The sequence below is a fragment of the Pedobacter sp. genome (assembly GCF_031119335.1).
Taxonomy (GTDB): Bacteria; Bacteroidota; Bacteroidia; order Sphingobacteriales; family Sphingobacteriaceae; genus Pedobacter.
The window spans coordinates 63,384-86,091 of sequence record NZ_JAVHXT010000009.1 but is presented as its reverse complement, the minus strand read 5'-3'; the positions used below and the strand labels follow the sequence as shown (position 1 = coordinate 86,091).

The following is a 22,708-nucleotide window of genomic DNA, read 5'->3' as shown; positions in this document are numbered from 1 at the left end:
TTTATTCTTGCCGTAAAAGCCCCTTTAGGGGTTTGGGGCTAGTCCTCCCTACTCCCATCATCCGCCATTCTTACCATTTTAGGTTCAAATTTAGCAACCACATCAACCAATTCGGTTTGTGCAGCCATTACTTGATGAATATCTTTATAAGCCATTGGTGCTTCATCTAAGCCAGCACCAATTAAAGTTACACCGTGGTCTTTCAAAATAGCCTTCATATCCGACTTTGTAATGCTTTGGATAGCTTTGGTTCTACTCATCAACCTACCAGCACCATGCGATGCCGAATTAATCGAAGACACTTCGCCTTTACCTCTCACCAAGAAACCCGGCGCAGTCATACTTCCTGGAATAATGCCCATCACACCCTTTCCTGCCGGTGTTGCACCTTTTCTGTGCACAATCACTTCTTCGCCGTTCAAGGTTTCTTTCCAAGCAAAATTATGATGGTTTTCTACCTTCGCTAAAACTTTCGCACCAATAGCTTTGGTTAATCTTTTATGGATAACCTCGTGACAAGCAGAAGCATAATCTCCCGCTAAATTCATGGCAATCCAGTATTCTTGACCTTCGGCAGAGTTCAAATCTAAATAAGATAAGTTCACCGCTTCCTTTGGCAGCTTGCAAATTTCCTTTGCTATTTTGGTATAATGACCTGCGATAGTCGCACCCAAGCCTCTAGAACCAGAGTGTGTCAACAAAGCTACATATCGACCTTTATCAATGTTCAAAGCCTCATCTCTTTCGGCAAATTCAATAATCCCCCATTCCACAAAGTGATTTCCACCACCCGAAGTACCTAATTGCGCCCAAGCTTTACCATGTAAGTTTTTCAAAAATGGTGTAGCGTTGAAAGCTTCACTATCCATCACGTCATGGTCCGCTCTTTCCAATCCCCTAAACTCCCTTCCTGCACCAAATCTGGTAAAAGCAAGCAGTTCTCTTTTGTACATCGCGTCTTTCCCAAAATAATGCTTTTCTGGAATATCGAAGATGCTTAATGCCATTCTACAACCAATATCCACGCCAACACCATAAGGAATAATTGCATTTTTTGTAGCCAAAACACCACCAATTGGCAAACCATAACCTTGGTGCGCATCTGGCATTAAAGCGCCAGCTGCTGTAACTGGTAACTTCATGGCAATATCCATTTGGTTTCTTGCACCTTCCTCAATATAGCTTTCACCAAAAGTGATGTAAGATTTTGCATCAGCTTGCGACACTAAATCGATGGTGTCTTTTGTTTTTGGCAAAGCATCTTCAATCATTGTTTTTGCTAATTCGGCCAATATTGGATCATCCAAAAAACTTTCTGGATAATCTTTTACTTTTTTAAATAAGGCTAATAACTCTACTTCTTCAATTTCTTTGAAGTTTTCCTTCAAAATATCTAAAGCTAAGCCCACTATTTTTCCTTCGGAGTAACCAATTGCCAAAAGGTGAGTTCCTGTTATATTTGTTTTCATTGTTCTTAATCTAACCTCGGCAAGCATCGTTCACTTACCGAGGGCGTCTAAATTTAATTTATTTTGAGAGCATTTCGTCATTGCGAGGCACAGTTCATCTCGACCATTCGGGAAAGCAATCTTAAAGCGAATACTTAAACAAACTAGCTATAGTTGTAAGATTGCTTCGCAAAGCTCGCAATGACGATAGAGCCTATTACTTCACAAAAATTTGTTTCAATTGATCTACAATTTGCCCGCTGCCAGATAAACTGATGGTATTAATTTTCTCTGCAATTTTCTCCACGTATTCCATCTCTTTCAATTTGTACAACATGGCGTTATCTTCCATCAATTTTGCGGTATTCAACAAACTTCTTGTAGATGCCGTTTCCTCTCTCCTCGTAATCATGTTAGCTTGTGCTCTTTTTTCGGCAACCAACACTTGGTTCATGATGTCTTTAATTTCGCCAGATAAAATGATGTCTTTCACACCCGCATCGGCTAATTTCACACCCAACTCTTCCGCTTTAGCCAAAGTAGCTTCCAAAACTGCGGTGCCAATTTTTTCCTTGCTTTCCATTAACTCGTCGAAAGTCATTAAACCTACAGCTGACCTTAAAGCCAATTGCATTGTAACATATAATTGCTTTTCGAAATCTTTGTTCATCAACAAGGCTTTAACCACATCTTCCACTTTGTATTGGATGGTAAAATTCACCCTCAATTGCGCTTTATCTTTCGTCAAAATCTCTTGACCAACAATCTCCATGTTCAATTGCCTCAAATCGGCTTTCAAAACGTCAATTGTGATATTGTTTTTCCAGTACAAATAAGTTCCAGCTTCTAAAATTCTATCAAATTTTCCATCAATTAACATGATGCCTTTTTCATAAGCTTCAATTTTATACATTCTGATAAAGTTGAACAACGCACCTTTCTCAAATAAGTATTTATCGATGGTGTTTTCAATTTCTATCTTGCTGATGTCAACAGTTACAAACTCGTAAGCCGATAAACCTTTCCAAATCACATATCTGCCAGCTTTTAAAACGTTTTTAAAGTTTCTGTTTTGATAAACTAAAGTCAATTCATTATCGGCCACGCTTACCAAGTAAATTAAGTTTACAAAGTCTTCATTCAACAATAACACATCTAACTCGGCAGTTGAGAAATCGTAGTCTTTGCTTTTATCGTACAAAGTCACATTTTCACCGAAACCCAACCAGTAAGTACCTGTTGTTAATACTCTTTTAAATTCTCCGTTTTTAAACACCAATCCAACATAATTGGTGTTAACTGTAATTCTTTTCATGTTTTTTGATGTTTAAATTATTACTGTTTAATTATTTACATTTTAAAAAGCGTTGCCAAAACATTCATTTGTTTTCTGCGGAAGTAAATTGTGTCTGGTTGTTTTTAAAAATGAAATCAGCTTTTAGCTATTGCGATATTCATGCGAATTTTGCTTTAGTAGCCAGATAATTTGATTTTTAAATCAGCACCTTTTTCGTTTTACTTACAAAGCAAAAGGCAAATTTGCTCTTCAAGATTTTGCAACCTTTACAAGCCGAGTGCTTTTGCAACGCTTTCGGTTTGAGAAATTTGAAGTATCTCTTCTTTCTAGATGGAACCCTAATCCATTGCATTACCAATTTTGCTATTCCAATTTGTGGTTGGAAGCAGGATTCGAACCTGCATATTTGGTTGTTACTCTACCCCTGAGTTATTCCGCTTAACGGAAGCGGGATTCGAACCCACGACACACAACGTGTTTAGACAAAAAATCGTTCTCCTATCAGTATATGATCATGCAGTGCAACTCATACTTTGGCGCCATTTGAAACCCTCAACTAAGGATAGGTTTAAACTTTAATTTGCCATCCCGATTTTTACATCGGAATTTCTTTATATCTATTTTATATTTAATCAAAGAACTATTATCGACCAGCGACATTACAAAGATGCAAGTACCTATACGCAGCATATTTGCGTAATTAAATATTTACGAGAATTTTTAATCAACAATCTGATTTACAGATAAATAATTTAAAAATAAAATTCAAAACAGCTAAGCAATAGCTTAAATACGTAGATACAATGCGTAGTTAAGGTGAAGTTTTAACAAAATTATTATAGCTTTATGCTTAGATTTCTGAATAACAATAAAACCATAGCGAAATGGCCGCAAATAAGCTCGCATTAATTAGATACAAAACCATCGACGATTGTTTAAGGAACCGTTATAAAAAATGGACCTTAGAAAACTTGATTGAAAAGGTTTCTGAAACACTTTACGAACTTGAAGGAATTACTTCTGGCGTGAGCAAGCGTACCATACAGGCAGACATCCAATTGATGCGAAGCGATAAATTAGGTTATAATGCCCCTATTATCGTAAAAGACAAAAGATTTTACACTTATGAAGATGATAGTTTCAGTATTACCAAAGCTCCAATAAACAATGCCGACGTTGATAAAATGAAAGAAATTGTAGGTGTTTTAAAGCAATTCAATGCATTCAACTACTTCGACGAAATGAGCGATATGATTACTCGCTTAGAAAACAATCTCTACAAATCAACCCATGAAGGCGGCAATTATATCCAATTAGAAAGCAACAATCAGCTAAAGGGAATGGATTACATTCCGAGATTATATCAGGCTATTTTAAAAAAATCAGCTTTACTGATAGAGTACAAATCGTTTAAGGCACAACAATCGCAAAACATGATTTATTACCCTTATTTGCTAAAGGAATACAGAAATAGGTGGTTTTTGATTGTTAAAGCTAAAAAAGGTGGTATGCTTTTAAACCTTGCTTTAGATAGGATTATCGAATTTCAGGAATTACCAAATGAACATTTCAAAGCACATGATGGAATTGATTTTGAACGATACTATAACGATCTAATTGGTGTAACCAAAAGCAGTAATGACAGACCACATAAAGTACTACTTGAGTTTGATGCTGGAAACGTGCCTTACGTAATCACGAAACCTCTGCATCATACACAACAGCTTGTCGCGGAAAAAGAAAGAACATCCATATTTAGAATAGATGTGATATTAAACTACGAGTTGGAACGGGAAATATTAGGTTTTGGTGAATGCGTAAAGGTTTTAGGGCCAAAAATATTGGCACAGCGAATTAAACGTAGGTTAAAAGGTGCGCATGGTTTGTACGCTAGTGAGGAGAAAGAAAAAGAACAGACGCAGCAGCAATGGAAGTTGGAGTTGTAAGGATGGACAATCATTGATACTCTAAATCAAATTCAACAAATCTGTTTTTGATAGCGACTTGAAAATCGAATTATCGGTTTTAATTAGATCAGCAGCTAAATCTCGCTTTTTATCCTGCATCAACATGATCTTTTCTTCGATGGTATCTGGGCAGATCAAACGAACAGCCATTACATTTTTATGCTGACCGATACGATAAGTTCGGTCGATGGCTTGGTTCTCTACCGCTGGGTTCCACCAAGGATCAATCAGATAAACATACTCGGCTTGGGTAAGGTTTAGTCCCACACCACCAGCTTTTAAACTCACCAAAAACACCCTTATCTCCTCATCCTGCTGAAAAGAATTAACTACAGCTTCTCGGTTTTTGGTTTGTCCGGTGAGGTATGCAAATTTGATCTTCCTTTCTTCTAAAGTTGTCTTCACCAAATCTAACATGCCTACAAACTGTGAAAACACCAAAATTTTATGGTATGGCGATTTACTTTCAATTTGTTCTAACAACACATCCATTTTGGAAGAAGCATCGCCGTAAAATTCTTCTTTGCTGATGAGCGATGGAGCGTTGCAGATTTGTCTTAATTTGGTGATGCCCTGCAATACGAACATGCTGGTTTTGGTCAGTTCATCTTCCGAACGCCCCATCAAATAATCTCTGATTTCGTTTCTACTACTTTCGTAGATTTCACGCTGCTTCGCTCCCATTTCGCAATAAATCACCATTTCGATTTTATCTGGCAGTTCTGTAGCTACTTGGGTTTTAGTACGACGTAAAATAAATGGCTTAATGCGTTGTTGCAGTTCTTCTGCTTTTCGGCTGTCGTTAAATTGATCTATTGGCACCGAATACTGCTGCCTGAAATGTTCTCTGTTACCTAATAAACCGGGGCAAGCAAAAGATAATTGTCCATACAAATCGAAAGTATTATTCTCTACTGGCGTACCCGTTAGCACCAGCCTGTTTCTAGACTGCAGCAAACGCACAGCTTTGTAACGTTGCGCATCTGGATTTTTGATCAGCTGCGATTCATCTAAAATAATGTAGTTGAAACGATAAGATTTTAACCAAACTACATCGGCCAACAAAGTGCCGTAAGACGTAAGGACGATGTGATATTTATCGAAATCTTTGATTTGCCTATCCCTATTTGCTCCGTAAATTGTTGTTACCTTTAAGCTTGGCGCAAACTTCTTAATTTCCTGCTGCCAATTGAAAACCAAAGATGCAGGTACTACGATTAAATTGGTGTTTTGTCCTATTTTTTCTACTTGCGATAGAATAAACGCAATGATTTGGATGGTTTTCCCCAGGCCCATATCATCTGCCAAACAGCCGCCGAAGTTAAATTCGTCGAGGAAGTTTAGCCAGTTCAGTCCTTCTTTTTGGTAAGGCCGTAATGTGGCTTTTAACGCTGCAGGCACTTTAGTTTCGTTGATCTGATCGAACGTTGCCAATTTAGAACGGTACAATTGCAAGCGCTCTTTAGCGTCGATACTGAGCAAGGCTTCTTCGTACAATTCTTCCACTGCAGCATAGCTGATGTTTGGCGTACGCAATGTTTCTTCCACAATTTCACCCGCAGCAAAATACTTTTCAAACTTTTGTAGCCATTCATCGGGCAAAATACCTTGCGTGCCATCATCTAACTGAACAAACTTATTTTTATTTCTGATGGATTTATGTAGATGTTTAAGCGATACCGTTTGTTTATTGAACTGCACCTTCACTGCGGTTTCGAACCAATCGATACCGCTAATAACCTCTATAGATATATTTGCTTTGTACGAACTTAGCTTGTTGTCTTTTAAATTATTGAAGCCTAAAATAGCAATCCCCTTACTCCGCCAAGTTTCAAATGCAGCTAAGAACCATTCTGGCGATAGGAAATGCTTACGATGGATGTAAAAACAGTCGGCATGACGTTGCTCCCAAAACGCTGCTGCCTGCTCTTCAAAATAAGGGTGCATTTTTGCAATATCAGTAATGAATTGCAGTTCTCGTTGCTCATCACGATGCACGGTAAAAAGCTGCCCACGTTTATCTTTCGCCTTAATCTGTTTTTGCGAAATCACTGGAATTTCCAAAGCTCCGTACAGCATTACCGGCGTGAGCAATACGTAATCTTCCGATTCGGTAAGGTAAATCAATTTTTCCTTATCTAAATCAAACCCTTGCTCGGCAATTTGCTTTTGTGTGGCAGGTTTGAGATAAGCATAATTGATTTTTATTTTCTCTTCTAACAAGTTAAGGATATTTTCTTGAAACTCTTCGTAAGCAGAACGCTCTAAGATCAACTGGTTACGGTTTTGTTTAAAAAAATCTATTAACGATAGAAAATAAGGGTCTTTTATTAAAAATAGCTGCTGTTTTTTCTGTAGAAAATATTGAAACTTCAGATCTACCGTTTCAAGTGGAAGGGATTTGTTATCGAGATAAATGATTCCATTTAAAGAGAAATGTCCTGCTCTTTGATCTACGTTGAGTTCAAAATCTGGCTGTAGATTGGTTAATTCTACGTTTTGGAGTGAATTGGCATTGACTGTTGACGAAGCCTTTTCATCATGCAAATAAACCGATAAGTTAAGCGGATTTTTCACGATGGCTTTCAGTGCATCTAAATCTGAATTTGCTTGGCTTTCTTGATAATGATTTTTGAACTTACTTACCGCAGCAAAGAATTTTAGTTCGTCTTTTGCTTCGGTTTTCCAAACTAAATCTAATGGATCTACAACTTGCAACGGATTTTTAAGCTTGCCTTGCTTGGTTTGCTCGGCACTCATTAGCTCTACTACCAAATGCCTGTAATGGCGGTGGCGACTAAACACCAACACCATATTTGCAGGTTTTTGAGTTGAAGCGACTAAACTAACTTTGCTTTTTTTAACGATTGGCAGCAGCTTATCGTAATTAAAGTCAGTTGTTTGATCCGTTTCTTTTTCCTGCATTGTTATTAATGGAGAGATAAAGATAGGGATTTTCGATCTTTAATTGTTCATTAGCTCATTGGTTCATTAGTTCATTTAGTAGTTGCATTTTCTGCTTATAGAAACAAAAATCCCTAGTAAATTTTACTAGGGATTTAGCTTTTGCTAATCCGGATTATTTCATGAGCTCGCTTTGCTCGGTTTGTAATCCGGAATTACCTATCTGCGGATTTTAAATCCCGACTAGCAAAAAGATTTAGCTTTTATTTCAATTCAAACGAGGATTTAAGTTTGATATCGTTAGAAGCTGTGCCGACCATTACCTTAAACTCTCCTGCTTCAGTAATCCAACCCTTCTCTTCGTGATAAAATGATAATTTTTCTGGGCTAAGCTCGAAAGTAATTTGTTTACTTTCTCCGGGTTTAAGTTTTACTTTTTCGAAACCTTTCAATTCCTTTACTGGCCTAACCACCGATGCAAAAGTGTCTTGTATATAAAGTTGAGCCACCTCTTCTCCTGCTACTTTACCAGTATTAGTTAGCGTAAAGCTTACTTTCACCGTTTCATTTTTTTGTGGATTGGTATTGGATAATTTTAGATCGCTATAAGTAAAAGTTGTGTAGCTTAAACCATGTCCAAAGGCATATTGCGGATCGTTTGGCGCATCTATGTAGGCAGATTTGTAACGAATGTCCGTTGGTTTGGTAACCGGTCTTCCCGTGTTATAGAAATTATAGAAAATAGGAATTTGCCCCACATTTCTTGGAAAGCTAATTGGCAGTTTTCCCGACGGATTGTAATCTCCAAACAGCACATCTGCAATGGCATTGCCACCCTGATCTCCCAGAAACCAAGCATAAACAATGGCATCAGCTTGTGCTGAAATACTATCGAAAACCAAAGGTCTGCCTGCCATTAAAACCACAATTACAGGTTTCCCTGTTGCTTTAACAGCTTTGAAAAGTTCTTCTTGTTTGCCTGGCAATGAAATATCTGTACGAGATTTTGCCTCGCCACTCATGTCCCAATTTTCTCCCAAAACCATCACTACCGCATCTGCATTTTTAGCTGCATTCACGGCATTTGCAAAACCGCTGGTTACAGTATCAGTTATTGAGGTTCCTTCGGTATAATTAAGTTTTGCATTTTTAACTTTCTGTTTTACGCCTTCGTAAACACTTACAATGTTCGTCGTATCAGCATAAACTACCCAACTTCCCGCTTGGTCTCTTTTTGCATTTACCAACGGACCAATGAGTGCAATGTTTTTTAGAGATTTGTTTAGAGGTAATATAGCATTGTTGTTTTTCAATAGAACGATGGAACCTTGCGCTGCAGCCCTGGCAACATCTTTATATTTAGGATCGTTCATCACCTTTTTTTCCCGTTTTTCGTCAGAGAATTTGTAAGGATTATCGAACAGCCCAAGCTCAAATTTCTTGTACAAAATCCTTTTAACGGCTTCATCAATGTATTTTACATCTACCTTTCCGCTTGCCACCAATTTTTCCAATTCTTTTTTGTAGGCCTCGCTTTCCATATCCATATCGCTACCCGCAATAATGGCTTTTTCTGCAGCTTCGTTTAAGTTTTTGGCAAATCCCCAAGGTGTCATTTCTTTGATAGAAGCCCAATCGCTCACTACAAAACCCTGGTAGTTCCATTGTTTTTTAAGGATATCACGCTGTAGATAAGCATTTCCAGTTGCGGGAATACCATTTAACGTATTGAAAGAATTCATGAACGTGGCTACACCTGCATCTGCAGCAGCCTTAAAAGGCGGCAAATAAATTTCGTGCAATTGTTGTTTGCTGATATCCACTGGATTGTAATCTCTACCGGCCATTGAGGAGCCATAAGCTGCGAAGTGTTTGGCACAAGCCATAATCCGATCTACCCCTCCCAATTTATCTCCCTGAAATCCTAAAACCCTAGCTTTGGCAATTTGCGAGCCGAGATAAGTGTCTTCTCCTGCACCTTCCATTACACGTCCCCAACGCGGATCGCGGGCAATATCCACCATTGGTGCAAAAGTCCAGTGAATACCAGAAGCCGCAGACTCTTCTGCTGCCACCTCTGCCGTACGTCTAATGATGCTTAAATCCCAAGAAGCCGACTCTGCCAATGGAATTGGAAATACGGTTTTGTAGCCATGTATCACATCTAAACTGAACAGCAAAGGAATTTTTAGGCGAGATTGCAATGCAATGGCTTGTATTTCGCGGGTGTCTTTTACGCCTTTTACGTTCAGCATAGAACCTACCATCCCGTTTTTGATATCGTTCAGTAAATAATTTTTCCTATCGCTAGCTGGTCCTGTAACTTCCCTACCCGAATATTGGTTCAATTGTCCTATCTTTTCGGTTAAAGTCATCAATTTCATTACAGAATCTACTCGCTGTTCTATAGTTTTACGTTGTGCATGTACATGAGTGACTATTGAGGCGCTCAGCAAAAGGGAAAGGCTAAAAAATTTGTTCATGATTTTGATTTTGTAATGAAATTGATGTTAAAATTTATGGTGTAAGTTGAAGGTTTAATCCGTCTCTAAAATTCCAAAAGTTCTGTTTTACCTGATATGAGGTATCAAACAAGGTAGCTTCGGCATTTAAGCCCCAGGCAGAATCGGCATCGCCAATATTCCATAGGGTAATTCCCCAGCGTTGGTTGATAGGTACTATTTCTTGATAGGCTTTTGCTATATTATAGTATAGTGATTTTTGCAGGTTACGGCGGTTGGTTAAATCTCCAGAAGGAACAGATGTTTCATTAGGACCCAATAAGGAAATATCCAGCTCGGCAATATGTACCAGCAAACCTGTTTCTTTCATTTTTTGTATAGCTGCCCTTATATTGCTCAAAGGTGTGTTGTATCTTACGTGCATTTGTAAGCCCACTCCGTTTATAATTGGGTCGCCTCCTTCTCTCATTGGCTTTAATTGCATCACTTTGTTATAAATGGCATTAAGTTTTGCTGTAGAGTACTCGTGTCCGTAATCGTTATAAAACAATTTTAGCGTCCAGTTTTGGTTGGCTCTAGCAGCTAATCTGGCATAACGAAATGCTTTTTCGATATAAATTTCGCCCATGTATCTTTTCCAAATACTACCTATATCATTACCATTGGCATCTAAGTTAATGTCGCCTCTTAAAGTTCCATTATCATAATAGGCCTCGTTAACCACATCCCATGATTTTAATAGTGGCACCAATGGGCTTCCACCTTTATAATACAGGCTGTAAAAACCTACTGACTTATCAATATGCCTTTTCATTATCGCATTTAAAGTATCGGCCCTTGCGGCAACAGGCGTAGCGTTTACATTGGTAGCTAGCCAGTTGGGTAATGCCCTATGCCAAACGAGCGCATGCCCGTGAATACGCTTGTTGCCGTAGTCTTTTGCCAAGTTGGGGATCTTTTCGTTTTTTTCTTCTATTCCATTGCCTAAAATACCAAAATCCCAGGTGTACTTAGCTGGATTAAGGCTGTTCATTTTCATATCATTTTCGGCTGTTATGCTATTGTAATGCAACTTTGCCAAATCTTTGTAAGCTACTATATTAAATTTGTTGGAATTTACAGCAGCGCCTATAATTACGTTAGGGTTTACTTCCTGCAATATAGTACTCACACTCATGGCACCAACCGACATTACTTTTTCTGGAGCTAGATCAGTGGTTTCTAAAACTGCTTCATTCTCTTGTTTTTTGCAAGTACCAAGCAAACTGCCCAATACCAGTACGGCGATAGTTACTTTTTTGTTCATGACTTATATTTGGTTAAGGTTGACTATAAAAAAAGACCATCCAATAATTATCCAAATGTTTATTGGATAGTCTTTTTGAACGTTTTAGATAATAGTCTTCTTAGATAGATAAGTGTATTCAATAAAAGAAACTTGAGAGCATCGAGAAAGCGTTGAGAGAGCGTTAATTCTTGATTACAAAATTGTCTTCTTAGCTACTTTTCCTTCTGTTGTATTAAGCACCACTACATTTAATCCCTTTGGTAGTTTAGACGAAGAAATATTTACTCTGTTATATCCTTTTTCGAGCGATATAGACTGCGTATAGTTGATCTTCCCGTTCAGATCTGCAATTTCTATTTTTCCTTTAGTTGTTTTAGCCGAGTAAATATTTACAGTTACGTTAGCACCATCTTTAGCAATGCTGAAATCTGTTTTCGCAACCGGAATAGTAGCACTTACTGGACCAAAAGTTTCATTATCGCCATTAAAATCTACCTGCTGTAGTTTGTAGTAATTAGTTCCTGGCAAAGGAGTTTCATCAACAAAACTGTAATTTGAGGTAGTATTTGTAGTTCCTTTGGCACTTACCTGATCTATTTTAACAAAATCACTGGCAGTAGAAGAACGTAATATATTGTAATGTGAGGCATCTGTTTCGCTAGCGGTACTCCAGTTTAAACGGATAGTTCCATTTTTCTCGTTCGCATTAAATGCGGTTAGTTTTACCGGTAAAACACTAGTGCCTGTAGGCGCCATAGTTACTCCACGGAAAGTAGTGTTAGCTGGTGCAGTTGCAATAAGGGTTGGTGTGCCAGACAAAACTTTTGACGCTGCATTTGCCGAAGTAAAATCATCATTCAATACATATAATTGAGAATTTTGGCTTCCAGCAGTTCCAAGAGTGGTGAAATAAAGTTTTACCCCAGTAGCTGCATCAAATTTTGCTGTAAAGCTTTTAGTGTTAACAGGAACACCCACAAATCCAAATTCGTTTACCCAATCATTTCCTCCTCCATTTGAACGGTATTTCCTAATTACCGGGCTACCGTTGTTATCATCTATAATGTATAGATATGTTCTCCCATAAGCTTTGAAAGCCATTGCTTGATGTATATTGTAAGGCCTATTAGTTGTACCTGGCATATTTGGAGTAGTTCCAAAGCCAACTGGTGAAGTAGGTAATTCTACATTGGCAAGCGTTGCTTGGTTAGCCCCTCCAATTGGCGCAAAAATCCTAACACTTTCATTTGTACCATATATGGTTTCAGCAATGGTTAAAACACGTGGCGCATCCTGACCTGTTGAAACTCTAATTGATGCATCAGTTGTGCCTAGAGCTTTATATCTAACACCGCCATCGTAACCGTTAAAATAAACGTTAGTTCCTTCTACAACGGCAGAACGAGGCGCACCAATGGCATCAACCACCAATGTATTAGCCAACCAGTTGCCTGTGGCAGTTAAAGTGCCTATTACAAATTGACCAGACTGCTCAGGATTGTATCCTATGATAGACAATACATTTCCATCTTTTGACAATACTGGAAAACCTTCCGCTTCGAAACCTCCACCTGTTGTTAAACCTAAACCTTCGAAACCATAATTGCCATTGGCGGCAGTACGAGGAATGGTAATGGTTTTTACAAAAGTTCCGGTTGGGGTGTATTCGTCAACAAATACAGGAACACGGGTTCCGTTGGTCATTGCTGTACCATCGCCATAACGATATACAGCTAAATTACCAGCGGTAAATTGAGCAAAAGCACTAAAAGCGCCAAATGCTGTTAATACGATTGTAAGTAGTCTTTTTTTCATACACTATTTATTTTTGGTTATTTAAATTGATTGATATCCGATAGTTATTTTTTTGTTTATTGGATAATTGGTTATTGATGGTTCAATACTTTTCTACTATTTCTTTCCGCCCAAGGTCCAGCCTAAGCCTATTTCAAAATCGCCACCGGTAAATGAACGTATAGCCGACGGACCGATGCTGTAAATGCCAGTCAGCTTAAATTGTTCATATTTAAAGCCCATACCAACAGTAGCATTGTTAGTGCTATGGTATAATCCGAATAAGTTGAAATGCTCTTGATAAGTTAAACCTATTCCACCTTCAACTATGTTATCCATACCTTTAATACCTCTATAAACTACCTTTGGTTCTACTGCAAAATCTTTACCTGCTGCTATTTTATACGAAGCGGATGTAAAGAAGGTGGCATAATTGATACCTGTAATAAAATTTGGATCAGTATTTAATTGATTATGAAGGTTAAGCCAAGTACCCTGTAGGTTTAGTTTGCTATCTGTGTAAGCCATGCCAAAATCACCATCTAACCTATAGCCTCTATCGTTAAAGCGATTAACTACCGGATCATAATTTTCGGCAGTAATAGCTTCCCTGTCTACAAATTCCTTCGCAACACCAGCAGATAAGCCAAAATGCAATTTACCTGTTGCCGATACTGGCAAATGGTATGCATAGGTACCCATTATCCTGTTATAATTAATTAACCCGCTTTTTGATAAATCTACATTTAAACCGAAGGAAGCTCTATCTGTATAGGCATATTCGCCAGTAAAAACCTGATAAGTAGGTGCATTTGGTACTTCATTAAACTGCTTACGATATAGGAGGTTTAGATTTAACTTATCTGTAGCCCCAGCCATTGCCGGATTGCCCAAATACTGGTTATAGAAATACATGTTTCCCATTGGACTAAGCTGTGCAACGCTATGCAAACTTAGACCCATTAACGCAAATAGGAACAGCAGACATTTTATTTGTATAGTTTTGTTCATTACAATAGGTTTAGTTGTTAAGCATGGTTAGTGAGCCTTTTTTCTTTGGTAAGCCTGCCCCAAAATCAATGATATAATAGTAGGTGTCTTCTTTTAAGGATGAACCTGCTACCCTGCCATCCCAATCGTTTTGATAGCCTTTTTTATTAAAGATTACCCTTCCGGCTTTATCAAATACCCTTACCACACTTTCTGGATATAAATCGATGTTTTTGATGACCCAAAAATCATTAACGCCATCTCCGTTTGGAGATACCAAATTTGCCGCTGTAACCAAATTATAGTTGTCGGTTACATTTAAGGTAAACTCGGTAGTAGAAGCGCAGCCCCCTTCATTAGACACTACTACCCTGTAAGTTGTATTTACTTGTGGCCTTACCGTTATGGTAGCAATATTGGTTGCGCCAACAATGCTGCCGTTACTTTCCCACTGATAGGTAGTACCTCCAGTTGCTGTTAGTCTTACTGCAATTCCCTTATCAACACTGCTTCCCATATCTGAAACGATGGTTACCGTTGGAAATGGAAAAACTCGTAGCTTAAAAGTTTCTATGTGGGTATCTACCCCGCCATTGGCTGTGCCTCCGTTATCGGTAAGTGTTAGCGAAATTTCGGGCTCTCCAGTTGCATTAGCACTTAAACGATAACGAATTTCGCCAGCACCACCTGCCAGCAAGTTTACTTGCAGACTTTGGAAAGCCGTAGGCTGATTTGAACTTATGGTAGCCGTTAAAGTCTGGCCAGTTTCTGGTCCTGCGGTTATTCCGCTAAGCGTAATTACTTTCTCCTCGGTTCCGGCGCAAGTACTTTGATTACCGATAACTGTTATGGTTGGTTTTTCGTTTACATCGTTTATAGTAACCTGAAAAGTTTGCTCGAAGCTAAAATTTGATGGCGATGTAGCCCTAACCCTTACGTTATAAACTGCCTGCGTCTCAAAATCAAGCAGGGCATTTGTTCGTAATTGATTTCCAACTATCTGAAACTTTGCATTATCTGTATCTCCGGTTCCCGGTATAAGAGTATAAGTTACATTAGAGATACTGGTGGGAAGTACGGAAAACTCTCCCGCAGTTGTACCTACAGCCTGATTTTCATAAATGGTTTGGGCACTAAAATTAATACCTGTTATAATGCCAGACCCTGCGGTTACATTTACTGTATTTGAATAAACAACTGGACCACCTGGTTCTATACCCCTTACCTTATAATAATAAGTTGTACCAGCAACAACCGTATTGTCTGTGTATGTAGTTACATTTTGAGCTACTGTTGCCAAGCTGCTAAAATTAACATTGTCTGTAGATCTACTTATTTCAAAACCAGTTTCAGTAGTAGAATTATCCCTCCAGTTTAACCTAACTTCATTAAGCGATATTACGTTTGCCGTCAAATCAGATGGTACTTTGCCGTACACAGGAGCCATAGTTACGCCTCTAAATGTTGTATTTGCCGAAGCGGTTGCTAATAGTACTGGGCTACCTGTCATGTTTGCAGCAGTTTCGCCTTCATTTGCGGGGGTGAAACTATTAGTGAAGGCATACAATTGTGAGGCATTGCCAGCACTAGGGTTGGCATAAGTAGTAAAATACAAGGTTACACCCGTATTAGAATAAACACCGCTAATACTTTTGGTGTTAACTGGTACTGCAACATTACCAAACTGTACCCAATCACTTCCACTTGCATTTGAGCGATATTTCTTAATTAAGGGAGCGCCTCCATTATCATCTAAAACGTATATTAAAGTACGGTTGGTAGCAGATCTAAAAGCCAATACCTGATGTGCACTAACCAAGGGAGCGCTACCGGGTATGTTTGGCGATGTAGGAAAAGTAACGGATGTTGTAGGTAGCGCCGCATTAGGAACATTAGTACTTGCATAGGGCGCAAATATTTTTGTACCGTTGTTTGAGGCAGAAAAATAAGTATCGGCAATAGTTAGTACCCTTGGCGAATTTATTGGACTAGATGATACCCTCGTAGATGCGGTTGTTGTACCTAACAGTTTATATCTTGCACCATTACTATGACCATTAAAATATACCGCATTGCCTTCTACCACTGCAGAGCGTGGTGCACCTATGGCATCTTCTGAAGCTACTAATGTAGTCGTATTTACATCGCCATTGGCATTTATAGTTGCAATTACAAATTGTCCAGTTTGAGCAGGATTGTAGCCTATAACAGATAATGTTTCGCCATTTCTAGAAAGTACCGGAAAGCCTTCGCCTTCAAAAGTACCACCGCTTGTAAGGCCCATTCCTTCTAGCCCAAAATTAGCACCATTGGCTGTTCTAGAAACGGTAATAGTTCGTACTCTTTGCCCGGTAACAGGATTATATTCATCTATAAAAACAGGAACTCTGCCCGCATTTACCATTGGAGTACCATCTCCGTAACGATAAACTGCCAAATTACCAGCTGTAAACTGTGCTGAAGCAGTAGTAAATATTGCCAAAGCACATGTCATTAAAAATAGAAGTTTTCTCATTAGCATTCGTTTGTTTTAGGCTATGAACTGAGCATAAATAAAGTTTATGCTCAGTTCATAGTTTTATTTTTATCTGTTACTTAACACCATCAAGAATACCTTGATAAGCAGCTTTTCTTTGATAGTTATTGTCAAATGGCAGTGGCCAATCTGGGCGCTTATATTCTGAAGGTATCCAACTATCAGAATCGCCTACATTCCAAGTGGTAATACCAAACTGTTGGTTTTTAGGTATAGCATTGTAGGTCCGTACAATAAACTCGTACTTAGCTTTATGTTGCTCTGCCAAACCAGAACTGTAGGTTAAATCTTGAATGCCGTCTGGGTTTAAAGCAATATCGAGCTCAGCTATGTGTACTTGTAGCCCTGTAGCTGCTGCAGTATTTATAGCCGCCGCTAAGTTGGTATTAGATTGAGTATAACGAGTGTGAAATTGCATGCCTATACCATGTATTGGCACACCCTTAGCACGTAAATTACTAACTAAATTGAGGATAGCTGTACGTTTGGTAGGTCCATATTCGTGCCCATAATCATTGTAGAACAAAAGTGCATCTGGATCTGCTTGGTGTGCATAAATAAAAGCTTTTTCTATAAACTCTGGTCCCAGTTTTTGATACCATATACTTTCTGTACGATAGCCCCCGCCTTCGTTCGCAATAGCCTCATTCACTACATCCCAAGAGGCCACTTTGCCTTTATAACGTGACATCACAGTTTGTATATGCGTTTTCATTAAATTGTCCCAAGCGGCGGCATCGCCTTGAAAATTTTGAACCCAAGCAGGTGGATTTTTATGCCATATTAAAGTGTGACCGTGTACCCTTTTGCCATGTGTTTGAGCAAAATCAACTAAATAATCAGCCTCGCTCCAGGTGTATGTGTTTTCCCCTGGATGCAACTGTGCAAATTTCATCGCATTTTCAGAAGTAAGGCTGTTAAACTCTTTGATAACTACATCTCTATATGCTGCCCTAGTTCTTAATATGTTGTTATTTACTGCCGCTCCAAATTTAAAAGGCAAGGCATTTTGCAAGGTTATGCTTTCGTCAACCGGAATGGTTAATTCTGGAGATGGAAAAACAGGATCATTTTGACCTTTGAGGCATCCTCCAAAAATCAATCCTGTTGCAATTAAAAATAAGCTATACTTTTTCATTTTCTTCTTTATTTGAGATTGAGGTTAAGATTGAGATTTGATTAATAAACTTATCTCAACCTTCTTGACCTTAAACTTTACTTCTACTTATATTTAGCTTGTGTTTGATCGTAAAAATCCTTCAACACATAAAATGCTTTCTTTTTCTTGCCCGTTTCCGAGATCAATCCTTTTCTATTCCAGAAATCCTGAAAGAAAGGATGCTGACGGCGTGGAGAACGGAAATCAGTTAAAATCCATGGGGTCATACCGCGTAAGCCACTCATTGTGTTCATAAAAGGAATTTGATATTTGTACAACGATTCTTGATATTCTTCTGACCAGCGAGTATCTTCATCAGCGTGGAAACCACCTAGGGCATCGCCACCTACTTCGGTAATAATTACCGGCTTATTGTACTTAATCTCGAATTTATATTTTGGCAACTCTTTTGGTGTTTCCCAATACCAGCCACCATATTGATTAAAGCTAACCAAATCCAGTTTTTCGCCAAGAGGATCGTCTACTATTACAGTGTACCCTTTTCTATGAACCTCTAAAGCAGCACCAACCAAACGGGTATTATCGAGTTCTCTTACCTTATCGGCCAATTTGCTCATAAACTTAAAACGTGGCTCACTTAATGGTGTTTCGTTGCCTATAGACCAAATAATTACTGCAGCTCTGTTTTTATCTCGCTCTATTAAATCTGTTAATTGTTGTTCTGCATTGTTGTAAGTTTCTTGGTTTTCCCATGATATGGTCCAGTACACAGGTACTTCGCCCCAAACTAGCAAGCCCATTTCATCAGCCAAACGGTTCATTTCTTCGTTGTGAGGATAGTGCGCCAACCTTACATAGTTACAATTCAACTCTTTTGCCCATTGCAACATCATGCGCATATCACCTTGTCCACGTAACCTTCCAGGGATAAGTGGATTTTCATCGTGTAAAGAAATACCTCTTAAAAAGATTGATTTTCCGTTTAGAAGAATATCCTGTCCTCGGGTTTCGATGGTTCTAAAGCCAATTTTCTCTTCTACTTTATCGCTAGCAGACGTAATTACCACTTGGTAAAGTTTTGGATTTTCTGGGCTCCATAGCGATAAATTCTTTACAGGAATGCTAATTTTAGCTAAACCATTTGCATCTGTAGTTGCTGTTGTTTTTAAACCAGCTTCTGGGATATTCACTTCAACTTTTTGATTTGCAGAAGCACTGCTCAATTTCACATAACCTTCTATCTGTTTTGCATTAGATTTAGCTAGCTGAATTTTATAATCGTTGATGTAGTTGTTTGGCAATTCGGCCAAAAGCACATCACGGGTTATACCACCATAGTTCCACCAGTCGGTATTTACCGTAGGAATTTCATCTTGCTTGCGGGTGTTGTCGGCTTTAACTACTACAAAGTTTTGTCCGTCTTTTAATTTACCAGTTACATCAAATTGGAATGGTGTAAATCCACCTTTGTGAACACCCAATTTTTTTCCATTTAAGTAAACGTGTGCTTCGTAATTTACCGCCCCGAAATAAAGGATGTATTTCTTGTCGGCCACCGGATTAGCTAAAAACTTCTGTCTGAACCAAACTGTCCCTTCATAAAATTCTAATTTCTCCACTTGAGAGTTCCAATCTCCAGGAATTTTAACCGTTGGTGATAATTCGAAGTTATATTCAATCAGTTCCGATTTGTTGATCTGTTGTCTGTCATCGTAAAAACCTCCCTTGCCAGATTTAGATTGATCAAATGGTTCGTGGCGATAATCGTAGTAGCCCATTTCATAAGGATCGATGATGTAATTCCATCGGCCATTTAAGCTGAGGTGTTTGCGACCAAAAATGTTTTGTACCAATTGTGCATCGGCAGATAAGAAAGCAACGGAAAGTATTGCAAGTAATAAGTATTTATTTAGCTTAATCATATTAAATATTTAATAGCCTGTATTTTGTATTAAAGCTGGCTGGCGGTTAACGGTATTTTGTGAAAATGGATATAAGTTATTTTTAGGTTGAAAAACGCGGTTCTCTACCGTGAACCGATCATAGAAAATTGCACCAGAACCATCAATGGTAATACGCATACCGGTTACGGGCTTGTTTAAGAAGAGTTCACCCTGCTGCCATCTTCTAACATCGTAAAAACGATGACCTTCGAAGCACAACTCTACTCTTCTTTCGTTGTGGATACGCTCTCTTATTGCCACCTGCGTTAACGCCACATAACCATTGCCTGCGGGATTAGTGGTTTGTAAAGCTGGCATGCCAACACCTGAACGAGCTCTAATCAAGTTTACTACACGCAGTACCTCGGTAACAGCCGCAATGCCCTGCGCCTCGTTTAAGGCTTCCGCATAATTCAATAATATTTCTGCATAACGCTGTACTACCCAAGGCCTACGAGCCAATGTATTAGATTGTTGGTTCCATGTTGCAGCTTCACTTAAGAACTTACGCATGTAATATCCGGTTTTGGTAGCGTTTATATTTCTGTTTAAACCATCGGCACCGCCAACAAATGTTTGTACTGCTCGGCCTTTAAATATCCTGCCGTTGTGGTTAATGGTAAGCCCTAAACGCGGATCTCTGTTGAGGTAAGGGTTACTTTCGCTATATTGTGTATTGGCAGGATCTGTAATTAATCTTCCGTTGGCAGTTTCAAAGGCATCTACCATTTCCTGCGTTGGATTTGTTCGTCCATTGGCACCATCAAAACTAATTGGCGCTTGTTGTTGCTCAATATCGTTACGGTTTTGCGCCCTGGTAGCAAACAAAACTTCTACGTTGTAAGAATCGGCTCCAAAATTGAAGACATTGGCATAGTTTGTACGTAAGCTATGTACGTTTAAGTCGATGATTGCTTTGGCAGCATCTGCCGCTTGCTGCCAAGTTACACCGCTTTGCGCTGCAAACTGCGGACTAGCTGCATACAGCAACAATCTTGATTTGACACCCATTGCGGCAGTTTTGGTAGCACGACCATAATCACCAGTACGCCAAGCAAATTTATTAGCAGTAGTTTCTCTGGTAAAAACTGGAATGTTAGTTGCTACCGCCCTATCACAGTCTGCAACTATAAAATCTACACATTCCTTATAGGTATTTTTAGGAAGATTTAAGTTTTCTTCTCTGCTGAAAACACGGGGAGCTAAGGTAATTGCACCATAGCGTTTAACCAATTCAAAATGAAGCGACGCTCTTAAAAAATAAGCCTGTCCTTCGAGCCTACTTTTGTCCTCAGCAGCGGTTAAACCATCAGTTGGAATAATTTCGGCATTAGGCAAATTCTCTAAAAAGAGGTTAACTTTTCGTAGGCCATCGTAAAGATTGCTATATTCATCATCTACGGTACGCACTGGTCCCCAAGTACCATTGGTAAAAATACTCATGGTGGCATTAATGCCCGAGTTAACCGCCTCGTCTGTACCAGAGGCCAGCATACCGCCGCCGCCATCAATACTAAATCCTTCTGGCACATGGAAATATGCGCTATTGAGTACGCCACGGGCATAGGCATCGTTCTTCCAAACCTGTTCTCCGGTAATTGCGCCATCGGTAATGCTACCATCTTGCAAGAAATCTTTCTTACATGAGGCCAATGAGATAGCAAGTAATGCAACAAACCCTATTTTTGAAAATAAGCCCATTTGCTTTTTTAATGATATGATATGTATGTAGTTAATTGCCATTTCTTAAAATTTAAGATTTAAACCTAATGCAAATGTGGCCAACGCTGGGTACTGTGAGTTATACCCTGCTTCTGGCATTTCAGGATCTATCGGTAAGCCATTTAACTTATCGAAAGTGAGTAAATTGAAGCCAGTTACGTAAAACCTACATTGCGAAATTTTTAATTTCTTTAATGAATTGGCTGATAAAGAATAACCCAATTCAACATGTTTAAGTCGTAAGAAATCGCCGTTGCGCAACCAAAAATCTGAGTTTTGGGTATTGTTGGTTCTATCAGTCAAGGTTAAACGAGGATAAAGAGCCTCATCTGCGCCAGCTTGTGTCCAACGGTGCACACTAAATTGATTAATGTAGCCAGTATTTGAGGTACCTGCATTTACCAAATTATTGATTTGGATAGTTCTGCCCGCCACACCATGAAAAAGGAAGTTTACATCAAAACCTTTGTATTTTGCCGAACCACCAAAGCCGAAATAAGAGGTTGGAATATCAGAATAGTCGGTGCTCACGAAATCCAGGTTATCAATTACCCCATCACCATTAACATCCTTATATCTGATATCGCCCGGCTTAACCGCTCCCGAAAAACGTTGTACCGGAGCAGCAGCAATCTCTTCTTCGCTTTGGAACAAACCTTCGGAAATTAAAAATCTCCTTACTGATCCGCTTCCGTGCACTACGCCACCAATTGGAAAGCCAACCTGACGCTGATAAGATGGTAAACCTGCCTCTTCATTTAACTGCAGTATTTTACTTTTTGCATAGGTATAGTTTCCGTGTACTCCAAAAGTGAATTTATTGATGGTTTTGTTATAGCTAAGATTAGTTTCTACACCTTGATACTGCGCCTCACCTGCATTGATATTAACCAATGCCTGCCCAATAATAGACGGAGCTAAATCTGTAGTAAGCAAGTTTTTTCTACGCTCACGGAAAACATCGGCAGTTAAGGTTAGTGATTGTTTTAAAAACTGTGCATCAAAACCTATACTAGATTTAATAGATTTTTCCCAAGTTAAGTTAGGGTTGGCCAAAACTAGCTCATCAGTATTAGGCACTGCACTGTATCCAGTTCCAAAAAAGTATTGTGAACCGCCACGGGTAAAATAATTGTTAAAGGCAAAACGACGAGAAGCGCCGATGGCATCGTTACCAACTATACCATAAGAACCGCGTAGTTTAAAATAATCTATTACTTTATTGCCTTTTAAGAAG

General features: G+C 38.9%; 13 protein-coding genes and 1 tRNA gene. 1 reads left to right on the top strand and 13 read right to left on the bottom strand.

The window, feature by feature from the left end; genetic code table 11:
• Nucleotides 1-38: 38 nt before the first annotated feature.
• The 3 genes from REI64_RS11130 to REI64_RS11120 all read right to left on the bottom strand — a co-directional run bounded on the left by REI64_RS11130 (nucleotide 39) and on the right by REI64_RS11120 (nucleotide 3,182).
• Complete coding sequence (locus REI64_RS11130) at nucleotides 39-1,469, bottom strand: RtcB family protein (RefSeq protein WP_308850197.1); 1,431 nt, start codon at nucleotides 1,467-1,469, stop codon at nucleotides 39-41.
• Between the two features lie 196 nt (nucleotides 1,470-1,665).
• Nucleotides 1,666-2,763: a slipin family protein gene (locus REI64_RS11125; protein ID WP_308850196.1), complete on the bottom strand. Its 1,098-nt coding sequence runs from the start codon at nucleotides 2,761-2,763 to the stop codon at nucleotides 1,666-1,668.
• A 358-nt stretch (nucleotides 2,764-3,121) separates the two neighbouring features.
• Nucleotides 3,122-3,182 (bottom strand) — tRNA-OTHER (locus tag REI64_RS11120).
• A 447-nt stretch (nucleotides 3,183-3,629) separates the two neighbouring features.
• Between REI64_RS11120 and REI64_RS11115 the strand changes: the two genes are divergently transcribed.
• A complete protein-coding gene (locus REI64_RS11115) occupies nucleotides 3,630-4,691 on the top strand; it encodes a WYL domain-containing protein (protein WP_308850195.1) in 1,062 nt (353 codons plus the stop codon).
• A gap of 21 nt (nucleotides 4,692-4,712) precedes the next feature.
• Here REI64_RS11115 and REI64_RS11110 read toward each other — a convergent pair whose 3' ends face one another.
• The 10 genes from REI64_RS11110 to REI64_RS11065 form a co-directional block, all read right to left on the bottom strand.
• Entirely contained in the window at nucleotides 4,713-7,637 is a 2,925-nt protein-coding gene (locus REI64_RS11110) for a DEAD/DEAH box helicase (protein ID WP_308850194.1), read from the bottom strand.
• 242 nt (nucleotides 7,638-7,879) lie between these two features.
• Nucleotides 7,880-10,099 (bottom strand): glycoside hydrolase family 3 N-terminal domain-containing protein, encoded by a 2,220-nt coding sequence (locus REI64_RS11105; RefSeq protein WP_308850193.1) that lies wholly within the window; start codon nucleotides 10,097-10,099, stop codon nucleotides 7,880-7,882.
• A gap of 34 nt (nucleotides 10,100-10,133) precedes the next feature.
• Entirely contained in the window at nucleotides 10,134-11,384 is a 1,251-nt protein-coding gene (locus REI64_RS11100; RefSeq protein ID WP_308850192.1) for an endo-1,4-beta-xylanase, read from the bottom strand.
• Between the two features lie 174 nt (nucleotides 11,385-11,558).
• A complete protein-coding gene (locus REI64_RS11095) occupies nucleotides 11,559-13,181 on the bottom strand; it encodes a hypothetical protein (RefSeq protein ID WP_308850191.1) in 1,623 nt (540 codons plus the stop codon).
• Nucleotides 13,182-13,277: 96 nt separating this feature from the next.
• Complete coding sequence (locus REI64_RS11090; protein ID WP_308850190.1) at nucleotides 13,278-14,171, bottom strand: PorP/SprF family type IX secretion system membrane protein; 894 nt, start codon at nucleotides 14,169-14,171, stop codon at nucleotides 13,278-13,280.
• Nucleotides 14,172-14,181: 10 nt separating this feature from the next.
• The gene (locus REI64_RS11085; protein ID WP_308850189.1) at nucleotides 14,182-16,665 is read right to left on the bottom strand and encodes a gliding motility-associated C-terminal domain-containing protein; all 2,484 of its coding nucleotides are present in this window, start codon (nucleotides 16,663-16,665) and stop codon (nucleotides 14,182-14,184) included.
• A gap of 76 nt (nucleotides 16,666-16,741) precedes the next feature.
• Entirely contained in the window at nucleotides 16,742-17,824 is a 1,083-nt protein-coding gene (locus REI64_RS11080; RefSeq protein ID WP_308850188.1) for an endo-1,4-beta-xylanase, read from the bottom strand.
• 83 nt (nucleotides 17,825-17,907) lie between these two features.
• Nucleotides 17,908-19,728 (bottom strand): glycoside hydrolase family 2 TIM barrel-domain containing protein, encoded by a 1,821-nt coding sequence (locus tag REI64_RS11075; protein ID WP_308850187.1) that lies wholly within the window; start codon nucleotides 19,726-19,728, stop codon nucleotides 17,908-17,910.
• A 9-nt stretch (nucleotides 19,729-19,737) separates the two neighbouring features.
• Nucleotides 19,738-21,492 (bottom strand): RagB/SusD family nutrient uptake outer membrane protein, encoded by a 1,755-nt coding sequence (locus REI64_RS11070; RefSeq protein ID WP_308850186.1) that lies wholly within the window; start codon nucleotides 21,490-21,492, stop codon nucleotides 19,738-19,740.
• 3 nt (nucleotides 21,493-21,495) lie between these two features.
• On the bottom strand, nucleotides 21,496-22,708 hold a 1,213-nt coding region (locus REI64_RS11065), incomplete at its 5' end, for a TonB-dependent receptor domain-containing protein (RefSeq protein WP_308850185.1).